This window comes from Mesorhizobium sp. M4B.F.Ca.ET.058.02.1.1 (assembly GCF_003952505.1).
Taxonomy (GTDB): Bacteria; Pseudomonadota; Alphaproteobacteria; order Rhizobiales; family Rhizobiaceae; genus Mesorhizobium.
Genome location: NZ_CP034450.1, coordinates 2,296,160 through 2,310,023 on the forward strand (window position 1 = coordinate 2,296,160; position 13,864 = coordinate 2,310,023).

Here is a 13,864-nt window from a genome sequence, read left to right on the forward strand (position 1 = left end):
CCTATCCTGCTTTCCTGCTGGACCGAGCCGCGGCGTAATTGCCATTCTCTCCCTGGGTCGCCCGCTGCGTATAGCGGATGTCCTCCAGCAGCTTGCGGTTGGCCGCTATCACATCGGCCAGGAAAGCGACGAGAAGGCACTGGAAGCCCATCGACATCAGCGCGCCCGCAAGGATCACCGACTGTATATGGCCGGTGCCCGTTCCGGTCAGGTAGAAATAGAGGAAGCGCAGGCCAATCAGGAAGCCAAGTCCGAAAAGCAGCGCTGCGGCAATGCCGAAGAAGCGGGCAGGCTGGTAGATGACGAAGATGCGCACGATGGTGAACATCGAACGCTTCAGATAGGAAGGTATGCTCTTGACCAGCTTCGATGGCCTAAGATCGCCATTGACGCGGATCGGCACCGAGACCACGCGCATGTTCTTGCGGCCGGCCTGGATGATGGTTTCCAGCGTGTAGGTGTAGTTGTTGAACACGATCAGGCGCTGGGCCGCGGTTCGCGAGATGGCGCGGAATCCGCTCGGCGCATCCTGAACGTCGGTGCCGCTGCTCACCCGAACCACCCAACTGCCAAGCTTTTGCAGCAACTTCTTGGCCGGAGAGAAATGTTCTATCTCCGAAATCGGCCGAGCGCCGATGACCATGTCGGCGCGCTCCTGCAGGACCGGCAAGGTCAGGGCCGGAAGATCGGCGGCGTGATATTGATTGTCGGCATCCGTGTTGACGATGACATCGGCGCCTTGTGCCAGACAGGCCTCGATGCCGGTCATGAAGGCGGCGGCAAGGCCACGATTGCTGGTGTGACGGACGACATGGTCGACGCCGTTTTCCTCGGCAATCCTGACCGTTTCGTCGGTGCTACCATCATCGATGATCAACCATTCGACACTGTCGAAGCCTGTGACGGTCCGCGGCAGATCGCTCAGCGCTATCGCCAGTGTTTCTGCTTCGTTGTAACAAGGAATCTGGATGATCAGCTTTGGCAGCAGCTCGCCCTCGAAATCGGGAGGTTGACAGAGTGCATCTATCATCCTGAGGCTGAGGCGCAAGCAGTTTTCCCCCACCCGAGACTTGTCCTCCCGCTTCGTGTTGCCGAATTGGCGGGATGTCTGTTAGGGGCTAGTGTCGCGACCGTTCCGAGCAGGTCGCGCTTCCAATCGCCCGTCTGCTGCCCACGGCAATATCCGGATGCTTCGCTCAGTTCATTTCCGGGAGAAAAGATTGAGAATCGGGGTCGATGGCAGGAACCTGGGATCGGCCACCGATGGCATCGGCAGGTTCGTCCACAGTTCGATCAAGGCCCTGTCGGCGCTCGGTGCCGAGGTCTTTGTCTACGCTCCCGGCCAGGTCAACCCCAGCTACGATATCCCGAGCGGCGTGGCCTTGCGGACCGCAGGGTTCAGGTCCCTCCCCGCCCGCGCGCTGTGGGGGCAAGCCATCCTGCCGTCCTTGGCCTCGCGCGACAGGGTGGATGTGTTCTGGGGGCCGGCTCACCGCTTGCCCCTCATCCTTGCCGAGCGGATCGCCCGTGTCGTCACCATCCACGATCTTGTCTGGGTGCACGCGCCGGAGACCATGCGCGCCCGGACCCGTATCGGCGAGCGCCTGCTGATGAAACCGGCATTGCGAAGAGCCGATAGGGTGGTGGCAGATTCGAACGCCACGGCTACCGCCTTGACGACGGAGTTCTCCTGGCTGCGGTCGCCGATCAGTACAGTCGCCCCCGGCACTACGTCGCTCCCCGCCCCGGGCGGCTTTTCAAGCCTGGAGCAGGTCGGCATCACCAGGCCTTACGCGCTTTTCGTCGGCACGCTCGAGCCGAGAAAGAACCTGGGCAGGCTGATAGAGGCTTACAGCCTGCTGCCCGCCAGCGCCCGGTCTGCCTGCGACCTGGTCATCGTCGGCGGCAGTGGCTGGAAACAGACGAGCCTGGCCGACGACGTGCGCCGCGGCGGGCTCGAGATGAACGTCGTCTTCACCGGGTTCGTGGACGACGGGATGCTTGCAACGCTCTATGCGAATTGCCTTTTCCTGGCGATGCCGTCCCTCTATGAGGGTTTCGGCTTTCCGATTGTCGAGGCACAGTCATTCGGCAAAGCGGTCCTGACGTCCAACACATCCTCGATGCCGGAAGTCGCCGGCCACTGCGCCATTCTTGTCGATCCGAACGATCCCAGGGCGATCGCCGACGCGTTCGGCCGGCTTTGCAGTGATGCGCAATTGCGCCAGGCGATTGCGGCCGGGGCGCGCCGGAATGCCGAACGTTTCAGCTGGGAAAATCACGCCAGAGGCATGCTCGACATCTTTGAACAGGCCATCGGACAAAGACGAAGGACCGTGGCTTGAGAGTCCTGCATTTTTTCAAAACCTACTGGCCGGACACTTTTGGCGGCGTCGAGCGGACGATCCATGCCGTCGCCCAAAGCACGTCCCGTCATGGCATCGAAACGGAAGTGCTGTCGCTCAGCCGCACGCCCGACGAGGCGACGCGCCCCCTGGACGAACATATGACCACAAAGGCGAAGCTGGATTTCGAGCTGGCGTCGACGGGGTTCTCGCGCGAGGTTTTCCGCAAGTTCCGGGCTCTGTCGGCCAAGGCCGACCTGATCCACTATCACTTTCCATGGCCGCTCATGGACGTGGTGCATTTTCAGTCCCGCCACGGCAAGCCGGCGCTCGTCACCTACCATTCCGATATCGTCAAGCAGCGACTCATCCTGCCTTTCTACCGGCCTTTGATGATGCGCTTCCTGGGCGATGTCGACGCCATCGTGGCGACATCCCCGGACTACCTGCGATCGAGCCCCATTCTTGCGGCATTCAGAGCCAAGACGAAGGTCATTCCCATCGGCATCGACGAAGGCGCCTACCCCTCCCCTACAGATGCCGACAATGATTGGTGCCGGTCGACAATTCCGGGGCCGTTCGTGCTGTTCGTCGGCGTCCTGCGTTACTACAAGGGACTGGATGTCCTGATTGAGGCCGCCGGCCAAGTCCGTTGCAAGATCGTCATAGCCGGCTCGGGGCCCATTGAAGCGGAGCTCAGGCTGCAGGCCGAAACGCTGCGCTGCGACAACGTGATCTTCCTTGGCGAAGTGAGCGAGCCGCGCAAGATGGCGCTGCTCAACAATTGCCTTGGCTTCGTCTTTCCTTCGAACCAGAGGTCGGAGGCCTACGGGCTTTCGCTGGTCGAGGCGGCGATGCGCGGCAAGCCGATGGTCTCGTGCGAAATCGGAACGGGCACGAGCTACGTCAATGAGGCCGGCACAACCGGGCTCGTCGTGCCGCCTTCAGATCCGGCCGGGCTTGCCGAGGCGATAAACCGGCTGATTGCCTCGCCGACGGAGGCGGCGAGTTGGGGACGAGCCGCGCGCGACCGGTACGTGCGCCTCTTCACCGCCGACAGGATGGGGAAATCCTACGCCGAGCTCTACCGTCAGCTCGGCGGCCGCAAAGGCTGAGCTGAAGGCGGTTTCTCTAGAGGGGCTTGCGGGTCGATGTCCGTCGATATAGAACATAACGAGAACATTTTGGGGAGTTGCGTCATGAAACTGACCGGGAAGCTCGACTATCTTGAACTGCCGGCAACCGGCGGCACGCTGGACAGCGTGAAAGCCTTCTACAGCGCCGCCCTCGGCTGGTCGTTCACCGACTATGGGCCGACCTATTCGGCCTTTGCCGAAGGAATTGACGGCGGTTTCCAGGCCGATGCCGGCGAAGCCGCCGCCAAACCGCTACCGGTGCTCTATTCGCACGCGCTGGAGGAAACGCTTGCCGCGGTCGAGAATGCCGGCGGCACCATCGTCAAGCCGATCCTCCCGTTTCCTGGAGGGCGGCGCTTCCATTTCGCGGATCCGGCGGGCAACGAGCTGGCGGTCTGGGGCGAGTAGACCGCAACCCGCGGCTTTTCAAGCCAAGCGTCGCGCACGACACTCATGCCCCAAACGCGCGACGGTCCGTGGCGGGAAACATGCGGCAAGATTACTTTGGACGCAGCCCGTCCAAGCATTGAGCTTTGCGGCGGCTCGTCCTATAAGGCCGCGCTCAGCGGGCACGTTGCGGCTGTTGGGGCGTCGCCAAGTGGTAAGGCATCGGTTTTTGGTACCGACATTCCCAGGTTCGAATCCTGGCGCCCCAGCCAAACAGGATGCTCTGTTGACAATTTGGCTCCTTTGGCTTTCCCGGTCGAAGCGTTGCAGTTGTTTCCGTAAGCAAATCAGATGGTTGTCGGAACACCGCGCGAACTTCCCTTCGTCACACGCGCAGTTCGACAGGTACCAAGCTTAGAAGCCGCTTCTTCTCGCGAGGAGCCTGCCGGGCGAACAGTTGCCGGGTATTGCGCGCCAGCGCCAGCAGGCGCACTCCATCCTCCGTGTATGATCCCTCGGCCTCGCCATGCCGTTCGATCTCGCGGAGCAAGCGCGTCTGTTCGAACCGCCACCAAGCTGAAATACGGTCGTAGAACGCGCCATCGATAACTTCCTGATCAGCACCTGGACCATCACGGGAGGTCTTCTGCAATGGCCGGCAAGCTGCGGTCGGGCCGATCGACGTCGAGCAAGCTTCGGCCAAAAATGAGCCAAGAAAGCAGCGTTGGTTGAATCGCTATTGCGTCAGTATCAGCGGCCGGGTCAGAATGTTGTGTGCCGAAGAGGGCTCCGCACTTTTCAACATTGGCTAACAGGCTGCGGCACTTCTGGCAGTGCGTAAGCATCTGGTCCGTCATTCAAAGAGGAGGCCGATCAAGGAATAAGCAGCGTACAACTGGCTTTCCGCGAGCGGCTATTGTAGGTTGCGCGGTAATTTGGGGCAAACACGCGAAGCTTCATGCAAACGCTGTTGCAGTTCATGCGCTCGCATCCCGTAGGGGGGACGTTGTCGAAGAACGGCTGGGGAAACAACGATTCCTTCGGTGTTTCCGCGAAAATCTACAAACCCCATTCGGTGATATGCCGCCAGGATGACACCGACGACACGGTATTCATCCTAAAATCAGGTTGGGCCATCCTTTACCGCGAACTGCTGGATGGAGAGCGGCAGATCATCGACACTCCTCTCTGGGGGGACATTGTCGGTTTCCACTTCGTGGACGGACCCCGTTTCGCGTCATTGGCGTCCATAACCGAACTAGCTGTCTATGAAATTTCCAGGAAAGCATTGGTCGATGCCGCCCTGTCTGAAGGTCGCTTCGGGAACAAGATCGCCTGCGCCCTGGCCCGGCTGAACGCCATCCTTGCCGAACATCTCGTGAATGTCGGACGACGGAACGCGATGAGCCGCACCGCCCATTTCCTGCTCGAGTTGGAGGAGAGGCTCTCGAAAGTTGGCCTGTCGGACCATGGAAGATATGAGTGTCCCCTTGCCCAGCACGAACTGGCGGACATCCTCGGAATGACCACCGTCCACGTCAACCGGACGTTGAGGGAACTTCGCAAGGCCGATCTCGTCTCTTTCAAGGCAGGCCACGTAGAGGTGATCAATCGCAAGAAGCTGGTCGAGACGGCCGGATTCGACAAGGAGTACCTCAGGTAGAAGTTGCCCTCCGGTGTCCGGTGCCGGGCGACGGCTTTCCGGACGCGAAATTTACCGAAAATTAACTTATGTTAGAGACCGCTCATAAATAGGCTATAAACTGCCCGAGCCGTTCTCGCTGTGGGGAAGCGAGGAAGGCGCCTAGCTGCTGCAATCAAGTCTCCAACTTTCACAAGGAGTTATGTAGGCCGCAAGGCTGCCAGTGTTGGGAAAGGGTGGGTAGTATGGGTGGCGTAACAGGACTGCACAATTACACCTCGGCCAATCAATCAGGAGTTCGATCAAGCGGAACCGAAAATGTCCATCGTAAGGAATGCCTCCTTATCCTAGATGGTAGAGCTTTGGACCGCGAATGTCTCGCATCGGCGCTCGTTGACCACGAACTCGGCATGGTGGTCGCCGCAATGGGTTCGATCGATCAATGGCGCGTGAAGAAGAGTTCGTTCCCTCCCCTTGTCGCCATACTCTTCAATCTTGGCGGCCGGAAGGCGACCGATCATGGCGTGGCAGACGAGATCAGGCATATATCATCCGAGTTCAAATCAATCCCCGTCGTTATCCTGGCCGACAACGAAGACCTTGCACAGATACTGACGGCTCTCGAATGCGGCGCACGCGGCTACATTCCGACTTCGGTAGGGATCGACGTCTGCGTCGAGGCAATCAACCTCGCGGCAGTTGGAGGTATCTTCGTCCCGGCGAGCAGCGTCCTATCAATGCGGCATCTGATAGATCCAGGCAGTTGCGACAGGCAACCCTTGGCGGGATTGTTCACGCTCAGGCAGGCCGAGGTCGCGCAAGCGCTCCTGCACGGCAAGGCGAACAAGATCATCGCCTACGAGCTGAACCTGCGCGAAAGCACCGTGAAGGTCCACATCCGAAATATCATGAAGAAGCTGAAGGCGGCCAACCGCACCGAGGTCGCCTGCAAGGTCAAGGATCTCATTTGCGGAACGAACACTCGCTGAAAGTGATCCCAAGTAAGTTTCGCGGGACCTCCGTTGCGGTGAATGGCATCGGAGGTGCCAGCCTCGCTTCGGCGCGGGTTCGACCGCAAGAAAGGAAGCGACCGGCTTCCTTTCCGAAAGCCAACCGGGATTTGGATTAACAGCCGCCCGTGGATCCGCCGATCAATCAGAGTGGGCAGAGTCGGGGAAGGTATATCTGCCTACCCAACTCACGGCGTCCTCAATCGTATCGAAATTCTTGTGCTGCCCGCTCAGCAACCCGAACCCTGTCTCGAGGAACCATTTGCCCTTCGTGGAGTAGGCTTCCTCGTCGATCCGAGTCAGGACTGCAACCAGTTGGTCGAATTTCCAGACCAGGAGCCCCAGCTCTCCACCCTCGACCGTTCCGATTCGAGCTTCGTTGAGCGAAAATCCAGGAGCAATCGATGCTTTGCTCACCTTGATAAATCCCCTCAACTTCAAATGGATAGCAAAAAGCTCTTTGTCTGTTTCCTGTAAACGTCCCGCATAACGACACGCACGAATCTGTTAGCAGATCGCCGGCGAGTCAAGCTCTTTCACCGCATGATCCACCGTCCTTTTTTTGCACTGGAATGTGCAATTGCCATGGAATTTTGACCTTCCCAAGCGCGGGAGCCTCGGCCAAATGGTTGGGGTGCCATGCATTCCATTCCGGGCACCTCGCAAGTCTCGCGAGTGCCTCCCGGTCGAACAAGATCTTACGGCGTTGCGTGCCGAAGCGGTCGTGGAAAGAAGTCGATTTTGCCATCCGATACATCGGCCACAAGCGGGCAGGTAAGCGAAGACCCTCCAGTGGTCCTCCCGGGCATCGAACCTAGAGTGGGTTACATCTCGTCTGGGTTCTTTACATCGTCACGCGCCCATGGCGATACGTCTCCACGGCAGCTCTTTGCTACCGTCGCCGGGGTGATTTGAACCTACGCGTTTTCATCGCGGAGCTTCGCATCGAGGCGAGCGAATGCATCAGCCCCGAATAAGCGGTCAAATCGGATGAGCGTTCTCGAGAAAGTGGTACCCCTTCCGTGCTTCAAACAGATCTTGCGGAAAATGAGAGGGCTGAGTTGCCATCTTTTCGTTCCCTGACGGGCCAGTCGCGGGGGTGAGCACACCATGATTCATCGCCCAAACAGCAGCCTGCGTACGATTACGAACCCGAATCTTTCGAAGGATCGCCTTGACGTGGACCTTCACCGTAGCTTCGGCGATTCTAATCTCGCGCGCGATGGTTTTGTTAGAATCCCCTTTGATCAAGCAACGTAGAATACATTTTTCCCTGTCCGACAAAATTGACAGGTCTCTGTCGACATTCTCCATTTTAGCAGCTGCGACTGTCACATCATCCGTCACCGCGTCATATTTAAGATCATGCCTTATGTCCTGAATAAATGTCGAAGGCTCCACAGGTAACACCGTCTGCCCGAGCATAACCAACTCGAGAGCTTTGATGAACGTATCGGAAGGAGCGACTTTTGATAAATATGCGTCAGCTCCTGCACGAAAGGCCGAAACTATATCGCTCGATCGACAGTGATCGGCCAGCACAACGACGTGGCTGTTCGAACAAATCGCTTTAAAGTCGGCAATTTGTGCGAATTCAGCATCTGCATCAGTACCGCCGACATCCAGGATCAGCAAGATCGGTCGGTGCTGGGGTAGCGGCTTCTGCAGAAGATCGTGAACACAAGCCGCAGAGAAAAGAATACGAAACTTTGCTGTATCCAAGATTCGACTAAGGCCTTCTCGGAGTAACTCGCTCGGCCCGACAAGCACCGTCATGAAAGATTGTTTAGTCATCGTAGCCTCCCCAACGCGCCCGGTAAGGCGCTCGGGGCGCCAACCGCATATCTTTTAAGGTTACGCTAGGAAAACCCTACACCCAAATACCCTCTTTAGGCGTAGGGGCAGCGTCTCGGGACCATCGGGATTTCTCAAACCTGTTGGCCTTGGGGAAGGTATGATGCAGGCGGCGGGCCTGCATTCTTCCGCAGCGCAGCGCATTGGACGAGTTCGTCCAAGTCGGTGCCTTATCCGGAAGGAGTGCCCACAAAGGGATAGTTGTGCCGCAGGCGGTGAAGGGTCACGATGAGGAAGAGTCTTGCCCGTCGACCCGTGCTCGACCAGTTCGGGGCGGCATCGTCACCATTGAAGGTGAAAGCCACACGCCATGGCCACAGAACACAATTCCGAGCCCGTCACTCCCTCGTCACGGGCCGGCGGCCGACGGATCAGGGGAATAAGGGCCATCCTGCTGGTCTTTGGACTCTCCGGTGTCGCCGTCCTGGGAGGGGCCGCGGTCAGAAACTTGGAGCCCCTCAACCGAGAGACCATCGGGGTTGTTTCCAGGGCCGTGGCGCAGAAGCTCGAGGATATCTCCGGAGCCGCGGTGCAGAAGGTCGAGGATATCTCCGGAGCCGCGGTGCAGAAGGTCGAGGATATCTCCGAAGCCGTGGTGCAGAAGGTGTCTGCTGCTATCGATAGTTGGCAGGATCAACCGGTTCAAGCCAGGGCCGAACCCTCCCGCGCGATCGTGTCGGGACCGGATGCGTCGGCCGCGACCTTGGTCGAGGCGAGCGTCGTCCCTGCCGTCCCCGCCATTGCCGAGCGCCCCAAAACCCTCGGCAAGGGACCGGATGCGCCGGCCGTGACGTTGGTCGAAGGGAGCGTCATCCCTGCCGTCCCCACCAGTGCCGGGCGCCCCAAAACCCTCGGCACGGCGCCAGAAACCGGAAGCCTGTTCGGCGTCGGCGACCGTATCAGGGTCGTGTTCTACGAGCGCGTCGAGGTCGAGGAAGACAAATGGGGGGGCGCGTCCTCAGCCTCAGCCCTGCGCGGCATCCTGCAGCGTCCGGAACTGAGCGGCGAGTACATGGTCCAAGAAGACGGCACGATTTCCGTGCCCTTGCTTGGCTTCATTCCGGTCGCCAACCGGTCGACGCAACAGGTACAGGCCGACCTGGCGGAAACCTTCGAACAATTGCTGGGCCGCAAGGGGCTTGTCAACATCCTGTCGCTGGAGCGACCGCCCATTTATGTGCTGGGGCCAGTCAAGAATCCAGGCTCGTTCAAGTACGCGCCCGGCATGACGATCCTGCATGCCATCGCGCTGGCCGGCGGACTCGACCAGGGCCAGGGCGAGCCGTGGCAGAAGATCGAAGCCGTGCGCGAAAGCCAGAAGCGTAGCGGGGCGATCGATGCAATGTTGAAGTTGCTCGCTCGCGTGGCGGTGCTGAGAGCCGAGCGCGACGGTACGGCGCCCAAGATTCCACGCCAGCTGCTGGAGTTGGCCGGCGCGACGGAAGCCGCCAACCTCATCAGCGAGCAGAGCGACCGGCGCAAGGCCGTCGCAACGGCCCGCAAAGATCGCGAGCGCACGATTGTGCGTGCACTGGAGGCGGCCAGGCAGGATGTTGCCGCGTATGGGCGCATGGACTCGCTCGACGAGCTCATCAAGCTGCGCCAGGAGCGCGTCAACAGCATGCGCACGCTCGTGGACCGCAACGTTCTCAGCATGACGGTGATGGATCAGGTCCGGAGCGAGTTGTCCGACGCGGAACAGCGTCGGAAGGATGCCCTCAACCAGTACGCCATGGCCAAGCAGCGCCTCGCTTCGCTAGAGGCAGAGTCGTTGCAGATCCGGGCCGACCTCATGAACGATCTGGAGGTCGAGATCGAGTCCACCGAGACCCAGATCGCGGCCAATATGCGCGAGTTGAACGCCAGCGAAGGCGTCCTGGACACGCTGCCGATGACCCGCGCCCAGTCTGTGAAGGACGCGAACAGCGTAACCTATCAAATCGTGCGGCAATCGGCAGCCGGACCGGTCAGCATCGAGTCCCTCGGAATGACCCTGCTGCAGCCGGGCGACCTCGTCAACATTATCGTGGGCGACGGCGAGCCAAGAGAGCTGGGCGGCTCGCCGGTCCCGACCTCGTCGCCGACGGCGTCCACAGCCAACGATGCAGGGCTTGGCAGCGAAGTGGCGGAGGAGAGGATCGGTCCGAATTGATGCCCTGCAAGGAAACGAGTGGGAAGCGCCAAACGACCACTCGCCGACAGCTTGAACCGTTTCATGAACGAGCAGGTCCGCCTCAGCTGAGTTTCAAATATCGGCATGGACTGCCCGCCATGGGTAGTCAGGAATAGGGTCTTCACTTCCCGCGCCGGCGATACGAGACTTCTCCAAATAGGCCAAACAGGGCAAACCCCGAGCGCTCCCTGGCTGAACAGCAGCGCGCGTCGAGGACAGGAGTTCTTGATGTCTCAGTCATCGGTGCAGAACCCTATCGTGTGCCTTCAGTAGGACAAGCCATGCGCCAGGATACGGTTATCGACGTTACCGTGGAGGCCTTGCCCGACATCGCGAGACTTGAGACCATTTGGAAGGAGCTCGAAGCCCGAGCAACTTACTCATTCTATCTGTCCTGGCTCTGGATCGGAACCTGGCTGCGGCATCTGCCGGGGGCGCGCAACCACATGTTCTGGTCGCCCGGACGTCAAGCAGAATCGTTGGGTTGGCGATTGTTTGCCGGCGAAGGGCCTGGAGTTTCGGGCTGCATGCGCGGGCGCGCTGGCTACTCAATGAAACCGGAGATGCTCGTTTCGATCGACTGTTCATCGAGTACAACAACATACTTGCGGAGCGATCCTTGGCCGATGCCACCAGAGTGGCATGCCTCGAGGCCTTAGCGCATCACTTGCGCTACTCTGACCAGTTGGTGCTCTCCGGTATTGATCCGGACTTTGAGTTGGCCGCTTGTCGCACCGCAGGCCGGGCTGGACTCCTTACCGATGTGAGAGCGGACGATACGGCGCGGTGGATTGATTTCGCTAAAGTCCGCCAGAAAGGCGGAAATTTCCGCGCCACCTTGGGCCGCAACACTCGGCAGACGGTAAGCCGTGCCATGCGGCTATATGCTGAACGCGGCCCCATTGCGTTCCGGACTATGGAAGTGACATCGGAGGCGCTCGCCGCATTTAATTTGCTCGCCGAGCTTCATCAGGCGCGGTGGGGACGCAAGGGAGCCTTTGCCAATCCGAGCTTCCGTCGATTTCACGAGGAGCTCATCTCACTCGGAGTTCCCGCCGGGACGGTCCGCATCTCACGGACGTTGGCTGGAGAGCAGACAATCGGAATCCTCTACAATTTCGTGCATGACGGCCGTGTCTACAACTATCAAAGCGGCTTTCTCTATGAGCGCGACGGCCGGCTCAAGCCCGGGCTTGTCAGCCATGTTCTGGCAATTGAGGACAGCATCGGGCGTGGCGAGTGCGGCTACGATTTTCTGGCTGGGTTCTCCGGGCACAAGTCCCATCTGGCCAATGCCGAGCATCCCATGAAGTGGATCGCAATAGGCAGAGACGGTCCGGAGCGCCGCATCGAGGCAAAGCTGCGCGGTGCCAAGCGGGTGCTAGGGACCATTGCTACGAATATGAGAGAGGCCGTGGCTTGACGGGTCGACCCAAGCAGGGCGGCCAGTCTGATTGGAGGCAGGTTTCTTGGACAATCGGTTCGCGGATCCAGCTCTTGGGCAGGCGAGGACCAACAGGGGGTGCTGTTTGTCGGGATCGTGCGACTCGACCATTGTCGGTGCCGAACCCCACGGGCGGTCACTAGCAGCGACCCTGCGCGGACCGGGCGCAGCCCGCTCTGAAAGGGAAGGATTTGTAGGTTCCGGGCCTGCCTTGGCATCCATGTTTGCTCTGTATAGCTCGCCCTCAGAGCGGCTGTCTGAAGCAGAGTGCGTCTCCCGTTCAACTCGGGATCAAAGCACCAGTTCGCGCGGCGGGCTCTCAGATAAATGTTTCAGCGTGGCGGAATTGGTAGACGCACCGCACTGTTGATGCGGCGCCGAGAGGCTTGTAGGTTCGACTCCTACCGCTGGAGCCACCATTTCAGGTCGTTGAGCAAGGACCCTTTCGGCCCAGGTAGCTGCTCGCGATTTGCGCTTCAGTGCCTCACGATCCGGAGAGGTCGCCGTCGTCGCCCTCTACCAGGCAGGAGGTCGGGGGTGAGCGTTCTCCCTGTGCCCGAAGCGGACGAGATCGCAGCGCTCTGCTTTTCCGCCTCCGAGTATGGGTCCTACACCGCCCGTGGTCCGGAAGATTGGCTGGCAGGGCTTCCTCCGGCGCTTGACCCGGCTGGAGGCTATCTCCAAGGCCTTGGGGTGGGGCTTAGGCGGTGGTAGTCCGGAATTGGTAGTCCGGAATTGAAGTGCCCGCGATGCCATCATTCGCTTACGATGCACTGCGGATAAACGAGGGCACGCAAGGCACGGGACAGCGCTTCACTCGCATGTCGGGAGGCCCAATGTCGGCGGACGTGATGCAGATCCCGGAGCTTCTCGCGGACCTCGCGGTCAAAGACATCAAGGTCTGGGTGGAGGGCGACCGGCTGCGGTGCAATGCCCCCGCAGGCACTCTGACGGCGGAGTCTACCGAACAGTTGCGGGACCGGAAGGGCGAAATCATCGCGTTTCTGACTATGGCCGCGGTGGCGGCCCGGCAACAGTCTGCAATCATTCCCCTGCAAGCTCGCGGAACACGCACGCCCATTTACGCCGTACCCGGGCATATCGGGGCGCCCTTCTCATTCTCGGACCTGTCTAAGCACCTGGGCGGCGATCAACCGTTTTACACACTCCAGCCGCCTGGCTTCGATGGGCAAAGCGAGCCGATGGACTGCGTCGAAGACATCGCCGAATATTTCGCCCGCCAGATCTTAGAATATCAGCCCACCGGTCCGTACATCATCGCCGGTTACTGCTCCGGCGCTGCAACCGCTCTCGAGCTGGCGAAAATCCTGCGCCAACGCGGAGCGGAGATCCCATGCACGGCGCTCTTTGGCCCGCTTCACCCCACCACCTATGGGGAATCGCCGCGTCTGCTCTTTTTCCTTGCCAAGCGTAGCGCCGATTCGTTCCTGCGAGAGGCAGCCAAGCTGCCGACATTCGGCGCCCGTCTCCGATTTTTCGGCAGTCGCCTCCGCAATCTCGGCGAGCGCGTCCGCACCCTCGTGACCCCCATTCGCAAGAGCAATGAGCCGGTCCCGACGGATCCGGTGCTGGCGAGCAGAGCTCGACTCAAATCCACGGCGATCACGGCTTTGCGGCGGTACGTTCCCACGCCGTATTCGGGCCGAGTTTGTATATTCCTTCCGAACAAGGCCTGGATGCGATCGGGTGCAGCACCGCGCCGATGGCTTCGAGTGGTGCCCCATGCCGAGTTCTATTTCGGGCCCGAGGACTGCAACGATACCCTTATGCTGGAGGAACCGGACGCACCTGCCATCGCAGAGCTTTATCGCCAAGCAACCGGGCAAGCTGAACGATTGAGGTGATTGATTTT

General features: G+C 60.0%; 12 protein-coding genes and 2 tRNA genes. 10 read left to right on the top strand and 4 right to left on the bottom strand.

Going from position 1 to position 13,864, the window contains the following annotated elements:
- Window position 1: 1 nt before the first annotated feature.
- Window positions 2-1,048 (bottom strand): glycosyltransferase family 2 protein, encoded by a 1,047-nt coding sequence (locus EJ073_RS11650; RefSeq protein WP_245455546.1) that lies wholly within the window; start codon window positions 1,046-1,048, stop codon window positions 2-4.
- Between the two features lie 172 nt (window positions 1,049-1,220).
- Between EJ073_RS11650 and EJ073_RS11655 the strand changes: the two genes are divergently transcribed.
- The 4 genes from EJ073_RS11655 to EJ073_RS11670 all read left to right on the top strand — a co-directional run bounded on the left by EJ073_RS11655 (window position 1,221) and on the right by EJ073_RS11670 (window position 4,140).
- A complete protein-coding gene (locus tag EJ073_RS11655) occupies window positions 1,221-2,345 on the top strand; it encodes a glycosyltransferase family 1 protein (protein WP_126055862.1) in 1,125 nt (374 codons plus the stop codon).
- Window positions 2,342-3,460, top strand: a complete 1,119-nt coding sequence (locus EJ073_RS11660) for a glycosyltransferase (RefSeq protein ID WP_126055863.1) — start codon at window positions 2,342-2,344, stop codon at window positions 3,458-3,460. Before EJ073_RS11655 ends, EJ073_RS11660 begins: the two co-directional genes overlap by 4 nt.
- An 84-nt stretch (window positions 3,461-3,544) precedes the next feature.
- Window positions 3,545-3,889 (top strand): VOC family protein, encoded by a 345-nt coding sequence (locus tag EJ073_RS11665; RefSeq protein ID WP_126055864.1) that lies wholly within the window; start codon window positions 3,545-3,547, stop codon window positions 3,887-3,889.
- Window positions 3,890-4,065: 176 nt separating this feature from the next.
- Window positions 4,066-4,140, top strand: a tRNA-Gln gene (locus EJ073_RS11670).
- A 113-nt stretch (window positions 4,141-4,253) separates the two neighbouring features.
- On the opposite strand, the gene EJ073_RS11675 is transcribed toward EJ073_RS11670, so the two are convergent.
- A complete protein-coding gene (locus EJ073_RS11675; RefSeq protein WP_126055865.1) occupies window positions 4,254-4,520 on the bottom strand; it encodes a hypothetical protein in 267 nt (88 codons plus the stop codon).
- 306 nt (window positions 4,521-4,826) lie between these two features.
- Here EJ073_RS11675 and EJ073_RS11680 point away from each other — a divergent pair, with 306 nt between their 5' ends.
- Both EJ073_RS11680 and EJ073_RS11685 read left to right on the top strand, forming a co-directional pair.
- Entirely contained in the window at window positions 4,827-5,531 is a 705-nt protein-coding gene (locus EJ073_RS11680) for a Crp/Fnr family transcriptional regulator (RefSeq protein WP_126055866.1), read from the top strand.
- A gap of 224 nt (window positions 5,532-5,755) precedes the next feature.
- Window positions 5,756-6,499, top strand: a complete 744-nt coding sequence (locus EJ073_RS11685; protein WP_126055867.1) for a response regulator transcription factor — start codon at window positions 5,756-5,758, stop codon at window positions 6,497-6,499.
- 162 nt (window positions 6,500-6,661) lie between these two features.
- Here EJ073_RS11685 and EJ073_RS11690 read toward each other — a convergent pair whose 3' ends face one another.
- Both EJ073_RS11690 and EJ073_RS11695 read right to left on the bottom strand, forming a co-directional pair.
- Window positions 6,662-6,937 carry a hypothetical protein gene (locus EJ073_RS11690; RefSeq protein WP_189347470.1) on the bottom strand — a complete coding sequence of 92 codons (276 nt, stop codon included), beginning with the start codon at window positions 6,935-6,937 and terminating at the stop codon, window positions 6,662-6,664.
- A 564-nt stretch (window positions 6,938-7,501) separates the two neighbouring features.
- Window positions 7,502-8,314 (bottom strand): response regulator transcription factor, encoded by an 813-nt coding sequence (locus EJ073_RS11695; protein ID WP_126055868.1) that lies wholly within the window; start codon window positions 8,312-8,314, stop codon window positions 7,502-7,504.
- A 553-nt stretch (window positions 8,315-8,867) separates the two neighbouring features.
- Between EJ073_RS11695 and EJ073_RS11700 the strand changes: the two genes are divergently transcribed.
- The 4 genes from EJ073_RS11700 (at window position 8,868) to EJ073_RS11715 (ending at window position 13,856) form a co-directional block, all read left to right on the top strand.
- The gene (locus EJ073_RS11700; RefSeq protein ID WP_189347563.1) at window positions 8,868-10,526 is read left to right on the top strand and encodes a polysaccharide biosynthesis/export family protein; all 1,659 of its coding nucleotides are present in this window, start codon (window positions 8,868-8,870) and stop codon (window positions 10,524-10,526) included.
- Window positions 10,527-11,166: 640 nt separating this feature from the next.
- A complete protein-coding gene (locus EJ073_RS11705) occupies window positions 11,167-11,970 on the top strand; it encodes a GNAT family N-acetyltransferase (RefSeq protein ID WP_245455547.1) in 804 nt (267 codons plus the stop codon).
- A 352-nt stretch (window positions 11,971-12,322) separates the two neighbouring features.
- Window positions 12,323-12,407, top strand: a tRNA-Asn gene (locus tag EJ073_RS11710).
- A 420-nt stretch (window positions 12,408-12,827) separates the two neighbouring features.
- Window positions 12,828-13,856 (top strand): alpha/beta fold hydrolase, encoded by a 1,029-nt coding sequence (locus EJ073_RS11715; RefSeq protein WP_245455548.1) that lies wholly within the window; start codon window positions 12,828-12,830, stop codon window positions 13,854-13,856.
- Window positions 13,857-13,864 lie beyond the last annotated feature (8 nt).